This is a genomic window from Achromobacter sp. GW823-FHT04E03 (genome assembly GCF_058796095.1).
This window is the reverse complement of sequence record NZ_JBXAIJ010000001.1, coordinates 1,883,574-1,902,005: the sequence shown is the minus strand read 5'-3', so window position 1 is coordinate 1,902,005 and position 18,432 is coordinate 1,883,574. Positions and strand designations below refer to the sequence as shown.

General features: G+C 67.3%; 16 protein-coding genes. 14 read left to right on the top strand and 2 right to left on the bottom strand.

Going from position 1 to position 18,432, the window contains the following annotated elements; genetic code table 11:
• Positions 1 to 6 precede the first annotated feature (6 nt).
• On the top strand, positions 7 to 1,188 hold the full coding sequence (bktB, locus tag AC1RHV_RS08925; RefSeq protein ID WP_054452951.1) for a beta-ketothiolase BktB: 1,182 nt from the start codon (positions 7 to 9) through the stop codon (positions 1,186 to 1,188).
• 63 nt (positions 1,189 to 1,251) lie between these two features.
• Here bktB and AC1RHV_RS08920 read toward each other — a convergent pair whose 3' ends face one another.
• Positions 1,252 to 2,022: an IclR family transcriptional regulator gene (locus AC1RHV_RS08920; RefSeq protein WP_119450004.1), complete on the bottom strand. Its 771-nt coding sequence runs from the start codon at positions 2,020 to 2,022 to the stop codon at positions 1,252 to 1,254.
• A 112-nt stretch (positions 2,023 to 2,134) separates the two neighbouring features.
• Here AC1RHV_RS08920 and AC1RHV_RS08915 point away from each other — a divergent pair, with 112 nt between their 5' ends.
• The 11 genes from AC1RHV_RS08915 (at position 2,135) to AC1RHV_RS08865 (ending at position 14,860) form a co-directional block, all read left to right on the top strand.
• A complete protein-coding gene (locus AC1RHV_RS08915; protein WP_492300482.1) occupies positions 2,135 to 3,013 on the top strand; it encodes an enoyl-CoA hydratase in 879 nt (292 codons plus the stop codon).
• On the top strand, positions 3,010 to 5,094 hold the full coding sequence (locus AC1RHV_RS08910) for an acetate--CoA ligase family protein (protein WP_492300480.1): 2,085 nt from the start codon (positions 3,010 to 3,012) through the stop codon (positions 5,092 to 5,094). Before AC1RHV_RS08915 ends, AC1RHV_RS08910 begins: the two co-directional genes overlap by 4 nt.
• A gap of 29 nt (positions 5,095 to 5,123) precedes the next feature.
• Positions 5,124 to 6,092 (top strand): Bug family tripartite tricarboxylate transporter substrate binding protein, encoded by a 969-nt coding sequence (locus AC1RHV_RS08905; protein ID WP_119450002.1) that lies wholly within the window; start codon positions 5,124 to 5,126, stop codon positions 6,090 to 6,092.
• Positions 6,093 to 6,096: 4 nt separating this feature from the next.
• Positions 6,097 to 7,284 carry an acyl-CoA dehydrogenase family protein gene (locus tag AC1RHV_RS08900; protein WP_492300478.1) on the top strand — a complete coding sequence of 396 codons (1,188 nt, stop codon included), beginning with the start codon at positions 6,097 to 6,099 and terminating at the stop codon, positions 7,282 to 7,284.
• A 5-nt stretch (positions 7,285 to 7,289) separates the two neighbouring features.
• Positions 7,290 to 8,321: an acyl-CoA dehydrogenase family protein gene (locus tag AC1RHV_RS08895; RefSeq protein ID WP_492300476.1), complete on the top strand. Its 1,032-nt coding sequence runs from the start codon at positions 7,290 to 7,292 to the stop codon at positions 8,319 to 8,321.
• Positions 8,322 to 8,354: 33 nt separating this feature from the next.
• Positions 8,355 to 9,125 carry a class I SAM-dependent methyltransferase gene (locus tag AC1RHV_RS08890; RefSeq protein WP_059372341.1) on the top strand — a complete coding sequence of 257 codons (771 nt, stop codon included), beginning with the start codon at positions 8,355 to 8,357 and terminating at the stop codon, positions 9,123 to 9,125.
• 167 nt (positions 9,126 to 9,292) lie between these two features.
• On the top strand, positions 9,293 to 10,045 hold the full coding sequence (locus tag AC1RHV_RS08885) for a GntR family transcriptional regulator (protein WP_088141612.1): 753 nt from the start codon (positions 9,293 to 9,295) through the stop codon (positions 10,043 to 10,045).
• On the top strand, positions 9,996 to 11,312 hold the full coding sequence (locus tag AC1RHV_RS08880) for a malonyl-CoA decarboxylase domain-containing protein (protein ID WP_054452935.1): 1,317 nt from the start codon (positions 9,996 to 9,998) through the stop codon (positions 11,310 to 11,312). Before AC1RHV_RS08885 ends, AC1RHV_RS08880 begins: the two co-directional genes overlap by 50 nt.
• Positions 11,313 to 11,357: 45 nt before the next feature.
• Positions 11,358 to 12,149: an enoyl-CoA hydratase/isomerase family protein gene (locus tag AC1RHV_RS08875; protein ID WP_460361077.1), complete on the top strand. Its 792-nt coding sequence runs from the start codon at positions 11,358 to 11,360 to the stop codon at positions 12,147 to 12,149.
• Between the two features lie 5 nt (positions 12,150 to 12,154).
• Positions 12,155 to 13,696, top strand: coding sequence for a malonate--CoA ligase (locus AC1RHV_RS08870; RefSeq protein WP_492300473.1), 1,542 nt, complete (start codon positions 12,155 to 12,157; stop codon positions 13,694 to 13,696).
• Between the two features lie 192 nt (positions 13,697 to 13,888).
• A complete protein-coding gene (locus AC1RHV_RS08865; RefSeq protein ID WP_119449996.1) occupies positions 13,889 to 14,860 on the top strand; it encodes a Bug family tripartite tricarboxylate transporter substrate binding protein in 972 nt (323 codons plus the stop codon).
• A gap of 42 nt (positions 14,861 to 14,902) precedes the next feature.
• On the opposite strand, the gene AC1RHV_RS08860 is transcribed toward AC1RHV_RS08865, so the two are convergent.
• Entirely contained in the window at positions 14,903 to 15,859 is a 957-nt protein-coding gene (locus tag AC1RHV_RS08860; protein ID WP_492300471.1) for an aldo/keto reductase, read from the bottom strand.
• A gap of 272 nt (positions 15,860 to 16,131) precedes the next feature.
• On the opposite strand from AC1RHV_RS08860, the gene AC1RHV_RS08855 reads away from it, so the two are divergent.
• Positions 16,132 to 17,103, top strand: coding sequence for an ABC transporter substrate-binding protein (locus tag AC1RHV_RS08855; protein WP_054452924.1), 972 nt, complete (start codon positions 16,132 to 16,134; stop codon positions 17,101 to 17,103).
• Positions 17,104 to 17,521: 418 nt separating this feature from the next.
• Positions 17,522 to 18,409: an ABC transporter permease gene (locus AC1RHV_RS08850; RefSeq protein ID WP_054452922.1), complete on the top strand. Its 888-nt coding sequence runs from the start codon at positions 17,522 to 17,524 to the stop codon at positions 18,407 to 18,409.
• The last annotated feature ends 23 nt before the right edge of the window (positions 18,410 to 18,432 follow it).

The following is an 18,432-nucleotide window of genomic DNA, read 5'->3' as shown; positions in this document are numbered from 1 at the left end:
AACACCATGAATGAAGTCATCGTCGCGTCCGCCGTCCGCACCGCCATCGGCGATTTCGGGGGCGCGCTGAAAGACGTGCCGCCGTGCGACCTGGGCGCAACCGTCATCAAGGCCGCGCTGGAACGCGCCGCCGTCAAGGGCGATGAGGTCGGGCACGTCGCCGTGGGCCACGTCATCAACACTGAACCCCGCGACATGTACCTGTCGCGCGTGGCGGCCATGAACGCCGGCATCGCCAAGGAAACCCCCGCCTTCAACGTCAACCGCCTTTGCGGTTCGGGCTTGCAGGCCATCGTGTCGGCTGCGCAGACCATCATGCTGGGCGATGCCGAAATCGCCATCGGCGCGGGCGCCGAAAGCATGAGCCGCGCGCCGTACATCGCGCCGGCGCAGCGCTGGGGCGCGCGCATGGGCGATAGCGTGATGCTGGACATGATGACCGGCGCGCTGTCGGATCCGTTCGGCCGCATGCACATGGGCGTGACCGCCGAGAACGTGGCGGCCAAGTTCGGCATCAGCCGCCAGGACCAGGACGCCGTGGCCGCGGAATCGCATCGCCGCGCCGCGGCTGCCATCGACGCGGGCTACTTCCGCGACCAGATCGTGCCGGTGGTCATGAAGTCGCGCAAGGGCGAAGTGGTGTTCGACACCGATGAGCATGTGCGCCGCGACGTCACGGCCGAAAACCTTGCGGGCCTGAAGCCGGTGTTCCAGAAGGAAAACGGCACGGTGACGGCGGGCAACGCCTCGGGCCTGAACGATGGCGCGGGCGCGGTGGTGCTGATGAACGCCTCGGTCGCGGCCAAGCGCGGCGTCAAGCCGCTGGCGCGCCTGGTGGCCTATGCCCACGCGGGCGTGGACCCCAACATCATGGGCATCGGTCCGGTGCCGGCCACGCAGGCCGCGCTCAAGCGCGCCGGCCTGACGGTGGATCAGCTGGACGTGATCGAAGCCAACGAAGCGTTCGCGGCGCAAGCCTGCGCGGTGTCGCGCGAACTGAAGCTGGATCCGGCCAAGGTGAACCCCAACGGCAGCGGCATCGGCCTGGGCCACCCCATCGGCGCCACCGGCGCGATCATCACCGTCAAGGCGCTGCACGAACTGCAGCGCGTGGGCGGGCGCTACGCGCTGGTGACCATGTGCATCGGCGGCGGCCAGGGCATTGCCGCCATCTTCGAGCGGATCTGAAGCGCCTAGGGGCGCCTCTGGGCGCCCGGCCGCAAGACTGCCCCCTCGCTGCGCGAGGGGGCTTTATTTTTCCAGGTAGTCCTGGGCCCACGCCTGGCACTCGGCGCGCAGCAGCGCGCCCATCTGCGCCCGCCGCGGCGCGTCCAGCCGGCTGCTGATCGCGCCGAAGCTGAATGCCACCCAGGTCAGTTCCGACACCCGGAACGCCACGCCCACGCCCGACACGCCGGGCGTGATGGTGTCTACGATTTCCGAATAGCCCGCTGCGCGCGCCTGCCTGACCGATTTCATCAGGGCAGCGCTGGATGCGCCGATCTGCGCGTAAGTGGCGGAGTGCCGCGCGTACAGCGCGGCGATTTCCTCGTCGGGCAGGGTGGCCATCAGCGCCAGGCCGCCCGCGCCCACGCCCAGAAGACGCCGCTCCCCCTGGTCGATGGTGAATACCTTGACGGGGAACGAGCCAGCCTCGCGCAGCAGGCACAGGGCGTAGTCGCCCTGGCGTATCACCAGGAACACCGTGTCGCCCGACAGGCGCGCGAGCTTCTGCGCAAACGGACGCAGCGCGTCCAGGAGCGGCGTGCGCCGCAGCGCCGCGAATCCCAGTTGCATGGAATCCACGCCCAGGCGGTAGCGCCGGGTTGTGGCGTCGCGCTCGGCGAATTGCTCTTCCAGCAGGCAACTGAGCAGCCGGTGCGCGGTGGAGCGTTCCAGTCCGGCCTCGGCCATGACGCCTTGCAGGTCTATGCCGTCTTCCTGGTGCTGCGCCAGTACGCGTAGCAGGCCGAGGGCGCGCCGCATGCTCTGGGTACCGCCAGTGGATCCACTGTTGTTCATAATGTGGGAAATATTGATTGAATATTTTGTATTTTAGGATTCCAGGTGCGTTAATTCAATCCAGTCGACCGCGCCGCCTCTCAAGGCGCGGCAGAACAAGGACGAGGAGACCATGGAATACGCCACCCTGGCCGTCGAGCGGCACGACTCGGTATGCCGCATCAGCCTCGCGCGCGAATCCGCGCGCAATGCCCAAAGCCAGCAGATGCTGGACGAACTGGATGACGCGTTGACGCGCGCAGAACAGGACGACTCGGTGCGGGTCGCGGTGTTGGCCGGGCGCGGCGCGCACTTTTCCGCGGGCCATGACCTGAAGGAAGCCCAGGCCAAACGCGCCGACTTCACGGTGGAGGAGCGCTGGGATTACGAGTCGCGCCGCTACTACGGCTATTGCATGCGCATCTGGGACTTTCCCAAACCGACGGTGGCGCAGGTGCAGGGCGCCTGCGTGGCGGGCGGTTTCATGATCGCCAATATGTGCGATCTGGTGGTGTGCTCCGACACCGCCTATTTTTCGGATCCCGTCGGCCACACGCTGGCGGCCGCCGCCACCGAGGTGCTGATCCATCCCTGGGTCATGGGGCTGCGCAAGGCCAAGGAAATGCTCTACACCGGCGAAAAGGTGGACGCGCAGGAAGCGCTGCGCATCGGCATGGTGAACCGCGTGGTGCCCGAGGCCGAGCTGGACGCTGCGACCCTGGCGCTGGCGCAGCGCATCGCGCAGGCGCCGCCTTTCGGCCTGCGCCTCATCAAGCGTTCGCTGAACCGCACCGCGGACGCACAGGGTTTCCGCACCGCTCTGTCGGCGCATTTCGATACGCACCAGCTGTCGCATCTGAGCGAGGAGTTCCAGGCCGTCCGTGCACGCGGCCTGGCGCAAGCCATCCAGCGCAACAAGCAAATGCCCCCACGCGACGCAAGCGCGCTGCCCCCCGAGGGGGCGCCTTTTGCCTTGGGGCGGCCCGGCGGCAAAACGGGCGAGGCAGCATGACTCTGGACCCCTTGCTCAACCCGCGCTCCATCGCGATGATCGGCGCCAGCGCCGACGCAGGGCGCATCGGCGGCATGCCGCTGGATCTGCTGACGCGCTTCGGCTATGCGGGCGGCATCTATCCCGTGAATCCGAAGTACCAGGAAGTCTTCGGCCGCCGCTGCTGGCCGGACATCGAGTCCGTGCCCGAGGCGGTGGACCTGGCGGTGCTGGCCATCGCGGCCGCGGACGTCACGCCCATGCTGCGCCGCTGCCACGCAAAGGGCGTGCGCGCCGCCATCGTCTACGCCGCGGGCTTCGCCGAAGCGGGCGGCGAGGGCGCGCGCCTGCAGGACGAGCTGGAGGCCTTTGTGGCCGAAAGCGGCATGGCCGTGGCGGGCCCGAATTGCATGGGCTTCGCCAACCTGAACACGCAGGCCTACACGGCGTTCGCCTCGGTCTTCAAGACCGCGCCGGCGCAGACGGGGCCGGGCAAGGTCAGCCTGCTGACGCAAAGCGGCAACGTGTGCGCGGCGGTGTACGCGATCGCGCGCCGGCTGGACCTGCCGTTCTCGCATTTCATCAACACCGGCAACGAAGCCTGCCTGGATTTCTCGCAATACCTGGAGTACCTGGCGGCCGACCCGCAGACGGAAATCGTCCTGGGCTACATAGAACAGTTGCGCGATGGCGAGCGCTTCAAGCGCGCCTGCCGCGAACTGGAGCGCCAGGGCAAGCTGCTGATCGCGCTGAAGGCCGGCACCACGGACAAGGGCGCGCAGGCGGTGCAGTCGCATACCTCGGCGCTGGCCGGGGACCGGCGCGTGTACGGGGCGGCCTTCCGCCAATTGAATGTGATCGAGGCCACCGATTTCGCGCAGATGGCGCATCTGGCCAGCCTGGCCACGCTGCGTCACCGCTCGGCGGGCAAGCGCGTCGCGGTGCTGACCATGTCGGGCGCGCTGGGCGCCATCCTGGCGGACAAGTTCATCGGCGCAGGACTGGAGTTGCCCGATCTGCCGCCGGACCTGCAGGCGGTACTGCGCGGCGGGATTCCCGACTACGGCATGGTCGGCAATCCGGTGGACGTGACCGGCAACGTGGTCAACGATCCCGCCTTTGTGCATACCGTGCTGGAAGCGCTGGCCACCACCGATGCGATCGACGCGGTCGTCGTGTATGCGCCCGGCTACATGCTGGACCGCATGGCCGACGCGCTGACGGACGTGTCGCGCCGGCACAAGCGCCTGTTCGTCGCCATCGATACCGGCGTGGCCCAGAGCCGCGCGGCCTTGCGCGACGCCGAGGTGGCCGTGTTCGAGGACTTGGGTCTCGCGGTCGCGGCCCTGGCGCCTTACCTGCTGTGGTGCGAGGCGCGCGGCGCCAAGCGCATCGCGGCGGCGCCGCAACTGGACGCGCCAGCGGTGCCGGCTGTGCCCTGCAATGAAGCGGATGCGCGCGGGTACGTGGCTGCTTTCGGCCTGCCGCAAGCGCGGACCAAGGTGGCCGCGAACGCGGATGAAGCCGTCGCGCAGGCGCGGGAGGCCGGATATCCGGTTGCCCTGAAGATACTGAGCGCCGACATCGCCCACAAGACCGAGGCGGGTGGCGTGGCGCTGAACCTGGCCGACGACGACGCCGTGCGCCGCGCGTACGGCGAGGTGACGCGGGCGGCGGCCGCGGCGCAGCCAGGGGCGCGGATCGACGGCGTGATGGTGCAGAAGATGGAGCGCGGCGTGGCCGAGATCATCGTCGGCGCCACGCGCGATCCCGTCTTCGGTCCGGTGCTGACCGTGGGGCTGGGCGGCGTGTTGACCGAGCTGTACCAGGACACCAGCCATCGCCTGCTGCCGGTGGACGAGGACATTGCGCTGCAAATGCTGCAGGAGCTCAAGGCCTACGCGCTGCTTGACGGTTATCGCGGCAAGCCCCAGGCCGACGTGGCGGCCGCGTGCCGCAGCATCGTGGCCGTGGGCAATGCCTTGCTTGCCGCGCCCGCGCATGTGGCGGAAATCGAAGTCAATCCATTGCTGATCAAAGAGGCTGGACAGGGCGTTGCGGTACTGGACGCGCTGATCCTGCCCGCAACCCGTAGCGCCTAGCGCGCAATCCATCCCAGGAGGAGACAAGCATGATGAAGAAACTATTGGTTGGCGTCGCGCTGGCTTGCATCGGCGTCACGGGTCCGGCCATGGCCCAGGACAGCTATCCCAACCGTCCGATACGCATCGTGGTGCCGTTCTCGCCAGGAGGCGCGACCGACATCATGAGCCGCCTGCTGGCGGAAAAGCTCAGCGGCAAGCTGGGCCAGCCGGTAATCGTGGAAAACAAGCCGGGCGGCGGCACCATGATCGCGTCCGACTACGTGTCGCGCGCCGAACCCGACGGCTATACCTTGCTGATGGCGGCTTCGTCGCTGGGCATCGCGCCCAGCATCTACGCCAAGGTGAACTACGACCCGATCAAGGACTTCGCGCCCATCAGCCAGGTGGCCTCGGTGGTGCACGTGCTGGAAGTGCATCCCTCGGTGCCGGCCAAGAACGTGGGCGAGCTGATCGCCTACCTGAAGGCGAATCCGGGCAAGGTCAGCTACGGTTCGGTCGGCACCGGCAGCTCGACCCATCTGGAAGCTGAACTCTTCAACAGCATGGCGGGCGTGCAGATGACGCACATCCCGTACAAGGGCAGCGCGCCAGCGCTCAACGATCTGGTGGCGGGCCGCCTGCAGGTCATGTTCGACGCCTGGGCCTCGTCCGGCCCCTTCGTGAAGGACGGCAAGCTGCGCGTGCTGGCGGTGACTACCGCCCAGCCCTCGGCCTCGGTGCCGGACCTGCCGACCGTCGCGGCCTCGGGCCTGCCGGGCTATTCCGCCATGCCCTGGCTGGGCCTGGTGGCGCCGGCGCGTACGCCGCAGCCGGTGGTGGACAAGATCTACAGCAATCTCGCGCAGATCCTGCAGCAGCCCGACGTCAAGGCGCAATTCACGGGCCTGGGCCTGGACATCATCGGCAGCGATCCCAAGACCTTCGCCGCTTTCATCCGCCAGGACGTGACCACGTGGGCCAAGGTCGCGCGCGATTCGAACATCCGCCTGGAGTAATGGCATGACGCAGTTGGAAAGCGCCGCGCGGGAAGACGAGGCGTTCCGCCTGGACTTGCGCGGCTGGCTGGCATCGGCCTACGCCGGTTTCGTCAAGGATTGGCCGGGCGGGGCCGAGCCGCGCAACCTTGATTTCCGGCGGGCATGGGAAGACACCCTGTGCGCCAACGGCTGGTCCGGTTTGGGCTGGCCCAAGGAGCATGGGGGCCGCGCCCTGCCGCTGTCGCGGCAGGCGGTGTTCCACGAAGAGCACGCGCGCTGCGGCGCGCCGCTGGGCGTGAACCTGATCGGACACGGCATCCTGGCGCCGACGCTGCTGCATTTCGGCACCGAGGCGCAGAAGCGCCGCTTTTTGCCCGGAATCCTGTCGAACCGCGAGGTCTGGTGCCAGGGCTATTCGGAGCCTGGCGCCGGCTCCGACCTGGCGTCGGTGCGCACGCGGGCGGAGGCAGCGGCGGGCGGCTATCGCTTGAACGGCCACAAGATCTGGACCTCGTTCGCCGACCGCGCGCAATGGTGCTTCGTGCTTGCGCGCACCGATGCGCAGGCGCCCAAGCACAAGGGGCTGAGCTTCCTGCTGGTCGACATGCGCAGCCCCGGCGTGCGGGTCGAACCCATCCGGCAGATCACGGGCGAGGCCGAATTCTGCGAGGTGTTCTTCGAGGATGTGTTCGTGCCCGAAGACTGCCTGCTGGGCGCGCCGAACCAGGGCTGGAAGATCGCCATGGCCGCCGCCAGCTTCGAGCGCGGCACCTACTTCATCCCGCGGCTGGTGCGCTTCGCGCAGGAGCTGCGCCAGGTGCGTGAGCTGGCGTTGCGCGCCGATGCCTACGGCCACGTGCCGGCGTCCTCGGCCGCGGTGCGCCATCAGTGGGCGCGGCTCGCGGCCGACAGCCATGTGCTGGCGTTGAAGTCGCAGCGCGCGCTGGCCGGCGCGATGCGCGGCGATCCGCCGGGGCCCGAGGGGTCTTCCACCAAGATCCATTGGAGCGAAGCGCATCAGCGGCTGCTGGAACTGTCGCTGCAACTGCTGGGCGAGGATGCCTGCCTGGCGGACGACGCGAGCGACGCGCATGCCGCCGAACTGACGCATGCCTATCTGTGGTCGCGCGCCGAAACCATATTGGCCGGCACCTCCGAAATCCAGCGCAATATCATCGCCGAGCAGATGCTCGGCCTGCCCAAGGCTTGAACCTCATGGATCTGCATCCGACCGAAGACCAGCGCATGCTGGACGACGCGGCCCGGCGCTTTCTGGCCGACCGCCATCCGCCCGCCACGGCACGCGCCGCGGCCGGCAAACCCTATGAAGCGCGCCTGGCGCAATGGCGCGAGATCGCCGCCCAGGGCTGGCCGGCGTTGCTGGCGCCGGCCGCGCAGGACGGACTGGGGCTGGGCATGCGCGAAGCCTGGATCGTGGCCGAAGCCGCCGGGCGGCACCTGTTGAGCCTGCCGCTGGCGGCCAACATGGCGATACTGCCGACCCTGTGCGCGGCGGGGCCGGCCGCGGGATGGGCTGCCGCCGTGATGGCGGGCGACACCTACTTTGCTGACGCTGCCGTGCGTCCCGACGGATCGGTCTTCATCGAAGGCGCGGGCGAGGGCGTGCGTGCACTGGCCGTGCGGCGCTTGAGCGCCACCGCCCTGCGCCTGGAGGCGCTGGCGCCCGTATCCGGCGAGGCGCGGCTCGATCCCACCATGCCGGTGGCGCGCGTGACCCGCCCGCAATTGCTGGACAGCGTCGATCTGGAGGTCGAGGCGGGAACCTGGGAGCGCCTGCGGACGCGCCTGCGCCTGTTGCGTTCGGCTGAGCTGCTGGGCGCTGCCTCGGCCGCGCTGGACATGGCGGCGGCCCATGCACGCGAACGCCGGCAATTCGACCGCGCCATCGGCGCCAATCAGGCGATCAAGCATCGGCTGGCGGAAGACTGGATGGCCCTGGACGACGCCAGGCTGGCGGGCGTGGCAGCGGTTGCGGCGCATGACGCGGACGCGGCTTCGGCGGAACGCGACAGCCTGTTCGCGCCATTGCTTGCGGTGGAGGCGGGCCGGCGCGCGGCGCAGAACGCCATCCAGGTCCACGGCGCGTTGGGCGTCACCTGGGAGTGCGATGCGCACCTTTACCTGAAGCGGGTGCTGCGGCTGGCGGCCGGCCTGCAAGCCGAAACGTCCCGCGCGGAACTGCTGGAACGCATCTGGGAGAGCGGGGACGGCCGGCTGGCCGCCTGACGCAGAGGCGGCGTCCGACCTACAATCGCCGCCATGCATAAATCGAACTTTCCTTCCGAGCTGGACCAGCCGACCCTGTCCGAGGTGGACGGCGTCCGCTATCTGCACTTCAACACCGTCTGGGTCCAGGGCGCCATGCGCATCAAGAACCCGTCGGAGCTGGTGCTCGAGTACACCGCCCAGATGATGGCCTGGCTGCTGTTCCTGGAGCCGCCCAAGGACGAAGCCATCGGCATGCTGGGCCTGGGCGCCGGCTCGCTGGCGCGCTACTGCGTGAAGCACACGCGCAGCCCCTTGCTGGCGGTGGAGTGGAATCCGCGGGTGACGGCGGCCTGCCATATGTTCTTCCGCCTGCCGGGCGCGAACCGCCTCGAAGTCGAACACGCCGACGCCGGCGCCTGGGTGGCCGATCCGCTCAACGCGGGGCGTTGCCCGGTGCTGATGGTGGACTTGTACGACGCCATGGCCGAGGGACCGGTGCGCGACAGCGTCAAGTTCTATCGCGACTGCCGCCGCGTGCTGGGCGAGGTCGGCGTGCTGGCCGTGAACCTGTTCGGCCGCCACGAGAGCTTCGGCAAGAACATCGACAATCTGTCCAAGGCCTTCGACGACCGCATCGTGCTGCTGCCCGAGGTCGAGGCGGGCAACCAGATCGTGCTGGCGTTCTCCGGCCCGCGCCTGGAAGTCACCCCCGCCGAGCTGTTGGCCCGCGCCGAGGTGGTGGAGGCCAAATACGGCCTGCCGGCGCGCCGCTGGGCCCGCTCCCTGACCCGCCACGCGGTCGATGGGGTGCTGCACTTCTGATTTTGCCCCCATTTTTCGGGATGAATCGACGGGCCTCCGGATGCCGGAGGCCCTTTTTATTCCTAGGGTAGCTACCGAGGAGCAAGGGGTTTTCTTTTTCCCGCATCCAGCACTATCATGGCCTTATTCATAATTATGAATTACGGTGCAGTCCAGGCCGCTGACCCATGACCCTTCCCATCGTCCGGCAAGCCCTCTACCTGGAAGTCGCGGATCGCCTGCGCGGCATGATCCACGCGCGTTCCCTGCGCAACGGCGAATGGATAGACGAACTGCGCCTGGCGGGCGAGCTGGGCATCTCCCGCACCCCCTTGCGCGAGGCGCTCAAGGTGCTGGCCACCGAAGGGCTGGTGCGGCTGGAGCCGCGCCGCGGCTGCTTCGTCAATGAACTCTCGGCGCAAGACCTGGAAGACATCTTCCCGCTGATGGCCATGCTGGAAGGGCGCTGCGCCTTCGAGGCCGCGCGCAAGGCCAGCGATGCCCAACTGGCCGAGCTGGAACCCCTGCACGCGGCGCTGGCGGGCCATGCCCAGGCTGGCCGCATCGATGCCTACTACAAGACCAACTACCTGATCCACGAAGCGGTGCAGGCCCTGGCCGGCAACCAATGGCTGTCGGACATGGTGGGCAATCTGCGCAAGGTGCTGAGCCTGTCGCGCCACCGCAGCCTGTCCCAGCCCGGCCGCATCCAGCAGTCCTGCGCCGAGCACCTGGCCATATTCGAAGCGCTCAAGGCGCACGACAGCGAGGCCGCGCAGGCGCTCGCGCACAACCACCTGATGCGCCAGCTGGAAGCGCTGCGCGCATTGAGCCATGCGGACGCCGCCGATGCGGCGCCGTCCGATCCCATCGTCATCGAGGAGCCCGCCCATGTCCGCACCCGCCAATCTCGCACCCGCGCGCGGCGCACGCACGCCTGAGCCCGAGGCCGATGCCATCGATGAAGCGGCCGCCGCCGAAAGCGCGGGCCTGATGTCCCGCCTGGGCAAGCTGTGGGAACGCGGCCGGCTGCCCAGTGAATCCGAAGTCCGGCGTTTGTTCGAAGCGCGCCTGACCGACGTGGCCGCCAACAAGCTGGCCCGCCGCTGGTGCGAACAGTACAGCGCCGCGGACGGCAAGGACCGCCGGCTGATGCTGACCGCGCTGGCGCAGGCGCGCGGCAGCTACGCTGGCGAAGGCGGCGAGGGCGCGCGCCTCTTCAAGCGCTTCAATGCGCAGCCCCAGGGCCTGCGCTTCCTGGTGGAGCTGCGCGCGGACATGCTGCGCTGGCGCAAGCAGGTGGCGGGCATTCAGATGCTGGACAAGGACCTCGAGGGTCTGCTGTCCGCCTGGTTCGACGTGGGCCTGCTGGAACTGCGGCCGCTGACCTGGGATTCGCCTGCGTCGCTACTGGAAAAGTTGATCCTTTACGAAGCCGTGCACGAGATCACCTCCTGGGACGACCTGCGCCGCCGCGTTTCGCCGGACCGTCGCTGCTACGCCTATTTCCATCCGCAGATGCCGGGCGTGCCGCTCATCTTCGTGGAAGTCGCCTTCGCCAGCCAGATGGCCGACAACGTGCAGGTGCTTTTGGACAGCACGCTGCCGCCGCAGGACCTGGACAAGGCGCGCTGGGCCATCTTCTATTCCATCTCCAACACGCAACCCGGCCTGAAGGGCATCAGCTTCGGCAACTTCCTGCTCAAGCGCGTGGTGGAGCAGCTGCTGCATGAACTGCCCAAGCTGAAGTCCTTCGCCACGCTGTCGCCCATCCCGGGCTTCGCCGACTGGCTGGGCAAGCTGGACGCCGAGGCGGTGGAGGCCATCGTGCGCGAGGACAAGGTGCGCGCCAAGGCGCGCAAGCGCGAGGGCGTGCCCGACGGGCGGCGCTGGGTTGCGCGCCTGGCCAAGGCGGCCCAGGGCAAGGCCGCCGACGTGGTCAAGCGCGCGGGTTTCCGCCTGACAGCCAATTATCTGCAGTCCATGAAGAACGGCATGCCGGTGGACGCGGTGGCGCGTTTCCACCTGGGCAATGGCGCGCGCATCGAACGGCTCAATTGGGCCGCGGATACCTCGCCCAAGGGACTCAAGCAGTCCTGCGGCTTGATGGTGAACTACCTCTACGACCTCGACGAGCTGGACGACAACCTGGCCCGGCTGGGCGAGGGCAAGCCCCAGGTCAGCCGCGGCGTGGGGCGGGTGGCATAGGCGTCGCGCCCGCGGCGCAACTACATAAGAAAGAGGGCAGGAGACATGACGGACAACGTGGCCGGCCGCGTGCTGCTGGAACGCGAGGGCGATCTGGCGCGGGTGACGCTATCGCACCCGGGGCGCCTGAACGCGATCACCGTGGGCATGTGGCATGAACTGCGGGACGTATTCACGCGCATTGCGCAGGACGATACCGTGCGCTGCGTGATCGTGCGCGGCGAGGGCGGCAACTTCGCCGCCGGCGCCGACATTCGCGAGTTCCCCGCGCAGCGCGGCGACATGGCCGGCGTGCAGCGCTACCACCGCGAGGTGCTGGCGCCTGCCTTGCAGGCGGTCGCCCGGTGTCCGCATCCGGTCGTCGCGCAGATCGAAGGCGTATGCGTGGGCGGGGGGCTTGAGATCGCCAGCCAGTGCGATCTGCGGATCGCGGGCGAATCCGCGCGTTTCGGCGTGCCGATCAACCGCCTGGGATTTCCCATGGCGCCGGACGAAATGAGCGGCCTGCTGGCCTTGGTCGGACGCGCCGCCACCCTGGCCATCCTGCTCGAAGGCCGCGTGTTCGGCGCGGCCGAGGCCCGCGAGCTGGGCCTGCTGACGCGCGTCGTTCCGGACGACCAGGTGGTTGACGCGGCCAAACGCAGCGCCGAGCGCATCGCGGCTGGCGCGCCGCTGGCCGCCCGCATCAACAAGCGCCTGTCGCGCAGGCTCGCCGCCGGCGGCGCCTTGACCGAAGACGAATACCAGGATTATTTCTCGTACGCCGACAGCCGGGACCACAAGGAGGGCGTGCGCGCCTTCCTGGCCGGCGTGGACCCTTCCTTTTCCGGAGACTAGACAAGGTGACCAACGCTAATCTATATGCTGTCCTGCAAGGCGGCTTTCCCAAAGACCGCAGCAAAGTCGCGCTGGAAACGCCCGACTTGCAATACACCTGGGACGACATCGATCGCGCCACCGCGTGCCTGGCCAATCTGCTGACCTCGCTGGATCTGCCGGCCGGTTCGCGCGTGGCGGTGCAGGTCGAAAAGTCGCCTGAAGCGCTGCTGCTGTACCTGGCCACCTTGCGTGCCGGCCTGGTCTACCTTCCGCTGAATACCGCCTACCGCGAATCGGAAATCGAGTACTTCCTGGGTAATGCCGAGCCGGCCGTGGTGGTCTGCGCCAGTAAGAACCTGGACTGGGTGCAGCGCGCGGCAGACAAGGCGGGCACCGCGCACGTGTACACGCTGGATGAAGACCGCAGCGGCACGCTGCTGGATGCCGCGGGCGGCCTGCCGCAGACTTTCAAGACCGTCGCGCGCAAGCCCGACGATCTGGCTGCCATCCTGTACACCTCCGGCACCACCGGGCGCAGCAAGGGCGCGATGCTGTCGCACGGCAACCTCGCCGCCAACGCCCGCGTGCTGCAGGACTATTGGGGTTGGCGCCCGGACGACGTGCTGCTGCACATGCTGCCGATCTTCCATGTGCACGGCCTGTTCGTGGCCTCGCATGGCGCCTTGTTGGCAGGGGCCAGGATGATCTGGCTGCCCAAGCTCGACGTCGACCAGGCCTTGCACTACCTGCCGCAGAGCACCGTGATGATGGGCGTGCCAACGTACTACGTGCGTCTGCTGGCCGACCCGCGCTTTGACCGCAGCGTCTGCGCCAACATGCGCCTCTTCATCTCGGGCTCGGCGCCCTTGCTGGCAGAGACCTTCTCGGACTTCCAGAAACGCAGCGGCCACGCCATCCTGGAACGCTATGGCATGAGCGAGACGGTCATGCTTACCTCCAATCCCTATGACGCCAAGCTGGGCGAACGCCTGGCGGGTACCGTGGGCCGCGCTCTGCCGCAAGTGCAGGTGCGCGTGGTCGACGATGCCGGCATCGCGCTGGCGCCGGGCGAGATCGGCAACGTGCAGGTGCGCGGGCCGAACGTGTTCTCGGGCTACTGGCGCATGCCGGAAAAGACCGCCGAGGAATTCACCGCCGACGGCTGGTTCAAGACGGGCGACGTGGGCCGCTGGGGCGGCGAGTCCGCGGGACGCGACGTGCCCGCCGACTACCTGTCCATCGTGGGCCGCAGCAAGGACCTGATCATTTCCGGCGGCTTCAACGTGTACCCCAAGGAAATCGAAACGCTGATCGACGACATGCCCGGGGTGGCCGAATCGGCGGTCATCGGCGTGCCGCACGCCGACTTCGGCGAGGCCGTGGTGGCCGTGGTGGTGCCCAAGGAAGGCGCGGCGCTGGACGCGGATGCGATGCAGGCCGAGCTGAAATCGCGCATCGCCAATTTCAAGGTACCCAAGCGCGTGCACATCATCGGCGAACTGCCGCGCAACACCATGGGCAAGGTGCAGAAGAACGTGCTGCGCGAAACCTACAAGGCGCTCTGACGTACGCGCCGACCGCTCCCCGATCTGGGGAGCGGGTTTTCTTCAGGCCCAGCGTGTGATGCGCAGGCCATCTTTCAGGAGCGCTCGCCCCCAAAAAAACCGCAAGTCCCAGCAGCCCATTCCATACAAAAACTTCAAGAGACGAGACGCACATAACCGCGCCGTCCCCATGCTGCAGCAAGAGGAGACAATATGAAATATCGCACCACCGCCGCGGCCGTATTCGCCGTGGCCGCCCTGGGCTTTGGCGGCGTCGCCGCCGCACAATGGCCCGAACGCCCGATCACGCTGATCGTCCCGTTCCCCGCAGGCGGCGGCACGGACACCTTTGCCCGTCCGCTGGCCCAGCAACTGACCACGCAGCTGGGCCAGCCCGTGGTCATCGACAACAAGGGCGGGGCGGGCGGAACCGTGGGCGCGGGCGTCGCGGCCAAGGCCAGGCCTGACGGCTACACCTTCTTCATGGGCGGCGCGCACCATGCGCTGGCCCCCTCGCTGTACAAGAACCTGAACTACGACATCCAGAAGGACTTCGTGCCGGTCGCGCTGGTCGCCCAGCCGCCGCAGGTCATCGTCATCAATCCGTCCAAGCTGCCGGTGAAGACGGTGCAGGAATTGATCGACTACGCCAAGAAGCGTCCCGGAGAAATCAACTTCGGCACTGCCGGCAAGGGCAGCACGCATCACCTGGCCGGCGAGCTGTTCGCCATGCAGACCGGCATCAAACTGGTGGACGTGCCCTACCAGGGCGCCGGGCCCATGCTGTCGGCCCTGATCGGCGGACAGGTGGACCTGGCGTTCGACGGCCTGGGTTCGTCCGCCGGCCATATACGCTCCGGCACGATCAAGCCCCTGGCCGTGGCTGCCACCGAACGCTCGCAATCGCTGCCCGACGTGCCCACCGCCGCCGAGGCCGGCGTACCGAACTACGTGGTGTCGACCTGGTACGCGATCTGGGCGCCCGCTGGCACGCCCAAGGAAGCGGTGGATCGGATGAGCGCCGAGATCACCAAGGCCCTGAATGCGCCGAAGATCAAGGAAACCTGGGCCGGCAACGGCTCGGCCGTGCCCACCCTGACCGGCGCCGAGTTCGGCAAGTTCGTCGATAGCGAGGTTGGGCGTTGGGCCAAGGTGGTGAAGGACTCGGGGGTGAAGCTGGATTGATGGCCGCGAGTCAGGCGTGCGCCACGTGGCGCGCGCCCTCCCTCACCGCCATTCACTCGCCTGGCTCAGCTTGGCCAACTGATCATGCGTCAGCGCCAGGCTGGCCGCCTTGACCAGTTCGTCCAGTTGCTCGAGCGAGGTCGCGCTGACGATGGGCGAGGTGATGCCGGGTTGCGCGATCTGCCAGGCCAGCGCGGCCTGGGCGGGCGTGCAGTTGGCGTCCTCGGACACTTCGTCCAGCGCTTTCAGGATCCGGTAGCCGCGGTCGTTGAGATAGGTGTCGACGATCTTGCGTCCGCGCGGGCTCTTGCCCGCGTCCGAGGGGCTGCGGTACTTGCCGCTGAGGAATCCGCTGGCCAGGGCGTAATAGTTGATCGTGCCCATCTGCTGCGTCTTCACCAGGCTTTGCAACCCGGACTCGAAGGGTTCGCGGCGGTACAGGTTGTATTCCGGTTGGATGCTCTCGTAGCGCGGCAGGCTGTGCCGTTCGCTCGCGATCAGCGCTTCGGACAGCCGCACCGCGGTGTAGTTGGAGGCGCCGATGGCGCGCACCTTGCCGGACTCGATGTGCTTGGCGTATTCGGCCAGGGTGTCGGTCAGCGGCGTGTCGGGGTCGTCCTGGTGCGACTGGTAGAGGTCGATGTGGTCCGTCTGCAGCCGGGCCAGAGAGGCTTCCAGCGAACGGCGGATGTAGGCGGGCGCCAGGCCCTTGGCGTCGGGTCCCATTTCCATGCCGACCTTGGTGGCGATCAGCACGCGGTCGCGCTTGCCGGAGCGCTTCAGCCATTTGCCGATCAGGGTCTCGGATTCGCCGCCCTGATTGCCCGGAACCCAGCGCGAATACACGTCCGCCGTGTCGATGAAGTTCAGGCCGGCGTCCACCAGCGCGTCCAGCAGCGAGTACGTGCCGGCTTCGTCCACGGTCCAGCCGAAGACGTTGCCGCCGAAGGTGAGGGGAGGAATCTGCAGGCCGGAACGGCCCAATGCGCGTTTGATCATGGTGAGGCCTCTGGATGCTGCGGTTGGCGGCGCGAAAGAAGTCCGGTTTCTGCGGATCCGGCCGCTGCGATTCCGGGCTTTTCAGTATATTGACGCCGCTGCGCCCCGCTGCGGGGCATGCTGTTGCGGCATGCACCATTTCAGGGATTCCCCCGAAACGCTTTGGGTGGGCGGCAAGTTAGACTATACGGCTTTATGGCTAGTCCGGCCGGCGGGGAGCCGCCAGCGGCGCCGTAATAATGAGCAAAAACAAGGGTTCAAGGAGCTTATCTATGCTGATCGGAAAAAAACATTTTCTGACGGTTGGCGCCATGGCGCTGGCGATGGCTATCGCCGCGCCTGTGTCCGCGCAGCAGAAATCCGTGGCGGTCACCGCCATCGTCGAGCATCCGGCGCTGGACGCCGTGCGTGACGGGGTGCAGGATGCCCTCAAGCAGGCCGGCTACGAGCCGGGCAAGAACCTGAAGTGGCAATACCAGAGCGCCCAGGGCAACAACGGCACCGCCGCCCAGATCGCGCGCAAGTTCGTCGGCGACAAGCCCGACGCCATCGTCGCGATCGCCACGCCGTCGGCACAGGCCGTCGTCGCCGCTACCAAGGACGTGCCGGTGGTGTATTCCGCCGTGACCGATCCGGTCGCTGCCCAACTGGTCGCCAGCATGGACGCCTCGGGCACGAACGTGACCGGCGTGTCGGATCTGCTGGCCCTGGACAAGCAGGTCGAACTGATCAAGAAAATCGTCCCTAACGCCAAGCGCGTGGGCATCGTCTACAACCCGGGCGAGGCCAACTCGGTCGTGGTCGTGAAGAAGCTGCAGGAAATCCTGCCGAAGTCTGGCATGAGCCTGGTCGAAGCGGCAGCGCCGCGCTCGGTGGACGTGGCTTCCGCCGCCCGCAGCCTGATCGGCAAGGTCGACGTCATCTACACCAACACCGACAACAACGTCGTGTCGGCCTATGAGTCGCTGGTCAAGGTCGGCAACGACGCCAAGATCCCCCTGATCGCTTCCGACACCGACAGCGTCAAGCGCGGCGGCATCGCCGCCCTGGGCATCAACTACCGCGACCTGGGCGTGCAGACGGGCAAGGTGGTGGTGCGCATCCTGAAGGGCGAGAAGCCCGGCGCCATTCCCTCGGAAACCATCTCCAAGCTCGAGCTCTACGTGAACCCGGGCGCTGCCGCCAAGCAGGGCGTGACCCTGTCCGATGCGATCATCAAGTCGGCCGCGGTGGTTGTGAAGTAATAATCAGCCGTACCCGCCCCGCCATGCCTACCCGGCGTGAGCGGGGCTTGTTTTATGTTCTGGTGTCTTGCCTTACCCCATGGTCTTCAGGGCGGCAGCATTCACAAGATGCTCGCGGCCCGGCGCAATGTGCTGGTCTTGAATGGCCGGCGGCCCGCCTTACGGCGTTGTGCCCGCCCGGCGTTTTTGCTCCCTGAATGGTCCTGCAGACTCATGCTGGCGGCCCGGCCGTCCGGCACGGGAAGGCTTTGGCAGGAAACCGGAGAAAATCCCTCGCAGGGAAACGTTTCTTGCGAAAGCTGGGGTAAAACTGACCCCGAAACGCAAGATATCCGACGCGGCAACTCTTTAATATGCTCGTTTCTTGCCTTCGTGCAAGTTTTTAATATGCCCGCTTCTTACTGATTGGATTTGACCCATGTCATTGTTCTCGTTGTTAGGTGCGTTGGAGATCGGCCTGATCTTCAGCCTGGTGGCTCTGGGCGTGTATATCTCGTTCCGCCTGTTGCGCTTCCCGGACCTGACCGTTGACGGCAGCTTCCCGTTGGGCGGCGCGGTCTGTGCCACGCTGATCGCCTCGGGCACCGACCCGTTCATGGCCACCGTCATCGCCACCATCGCTGGCGCCGCAGCCGGGCTGGTCACCGGCTGGTTGAACGTCAAGCTCAAGATCATGGATCTGCTGGCCAGCATCCTGATGATGATCGCGTTGTACTCGGTCAACCTGCGCATCATGGGCAAGCCCAATGTCCCGCTGATCACCGAACCCACCGTATTCACCATCCTGCAGCCTGAGTGGTTGTCGGACTACGTCGCCCGCCCGTTGATCCTGATCGTGATCGTGATCCTGGCCAAACTGGCGCTGGACTGGTTCTTCGCCACGCAGACCGGCCTGGCGGTGCGCGCCACCGGTTCCAACGGCCGCATGGCCCGCGCCCAGGGCGTCAACACCGGCCGCATGATTCTGGGCGGAATGGCGCTGTCCAACGCGCTGGTCGCGCTGGCGGGCGCGCTGTTCGCGCAGACCCAGGGCGGTTCGGACATTTCGATGGGCATCGGCACCATCGTGATCGGCCTGGCCGCGGTGATCGTGGGCGAAAGCATCCTGCCGTCGCGCAAGCTGGTGCTGGCCACGCTGGCCGTCATCATCGGCGCCATTGTCTACCGCTTCTTCATCGCCCTGGCGCTGAACAGCGATTTCATCGGCCTGAAGGCGCAAGACCTGAACCTCGTCACTGCGGTGCTGGTCACGTTTGCCCTGGTCATTCCCATGCTAAAGCGCCGCCTGGTCGGCAAGAAAGGATGAGGCCCACCCCCGAAGCGCCTGCG

Bases quoted from the DNA above. Each gene is read 5' to 3' on its own strand.
- AC1RHV_RS08850 (WP_054452922.1), top strand. From the start codon at position 17,522: ATGTCATTGTTCTCGTTGTTAGGTGCGTTGGAGATCGGCCTGATCTTC.
- AC1RHV_RS08880 (WP_054452935.1), top strand. From the start codon at position 9,996: ATGTCCGCACCCGCCAATCTCGCACCCGCGCGCGGCGCACGCACGCCT.
- AC1RHV_RS08865 (WP_119449996.1), top strand. From the start codon at position 13,889: ATGAAATATCGCACCACCGCCGCGGCCGTATTCGCCGTGGCCGCCCTG.
- AC1RHV_RS08890 (WP_059372341.1), top strand. From the start codon at position 8,355: ATGCATAAATCGAACTTTCCTTCCGAGCTGGACCAGCCGACCCTGTCC.
- AC1RHV_RS08910 (WP_492300480.1), top strand. From the start codon at position 3,010: ATGACTCTGGACCCCTTGCTCAACCCGCGCTCCATCGCGATGATCGGC.
- AC1RHV_RS08875 (WP_460361077.1), top strand. From the start codon at position 11,358: ATGACGGACAACGTGGCCGGCCGCGTGCTGCTGGAACGCGAGGGCGAT.
- AC1RHV_RS08860 (WP_492300471.1), bottom strand. From the start codon at position 15,859: ATGATCAAACGCGCATTGGGCCGTTCCGGCCTGCAGATTCCTCCCCTC.
- AC1RHV_RS08920 (WP_119450004.1), bottom strand. From the start codon at position 2,022: ATGAACAACAGTGGATCCACTGGCGGTACCCAGAGCATGCGGCGCGCC.
- bktB (WP_054452951.1), top strand. From the start codon at position 7: ATGAATGAAGTCATCGTCGCGTCCGCCGTCCGCACCGCCATCGGCGAT.
- AC1RHV_RS08905 (WP_119450002.1), top strand. From the start codon at position 5,124: ATGATGAAGAAACTATTGGTTGGCGTCGCGCTGGCTTGCATCGGCGTC.
- AC1RHV_RS08885 (WP_088141612.1), top strand. From the start codon at position 9,293: ATGACCCTTCCCATCGTCCGGCAAGCCCTCTACCTGGAAGTCGCGGAT.
- AC1RHV_RS08855 (WP_054452924.1), top strand. From the start codon at position 16,132: ATGCTGATCGGAAAAAAACATTTTCTGACGGTTGGCGCCATGGCGCTG.
- AC1RHV_RS08915 (WP_492300482.1), top strand. From the start codon at position 2,135: ATGGAATACGCCACCCTGGCCGTCGAGCGGCACGACTCGGTATGCCGC.
- AC1RHV_RS08900 (WP_492300478.1), top strand. From the start codon at position 6,097: ATGACGCAGTTGGAAAGCGCCGCGCGGGAAGACGAGGCGTTCCGCCTG.
- AC1RHV_RS08895 (WP_492300476.1), top strand. From the start codon at position 7,290: ATGGATCTGCATCCGACCGAAGACCAGCGCATGCTGGACGACGCGGCC.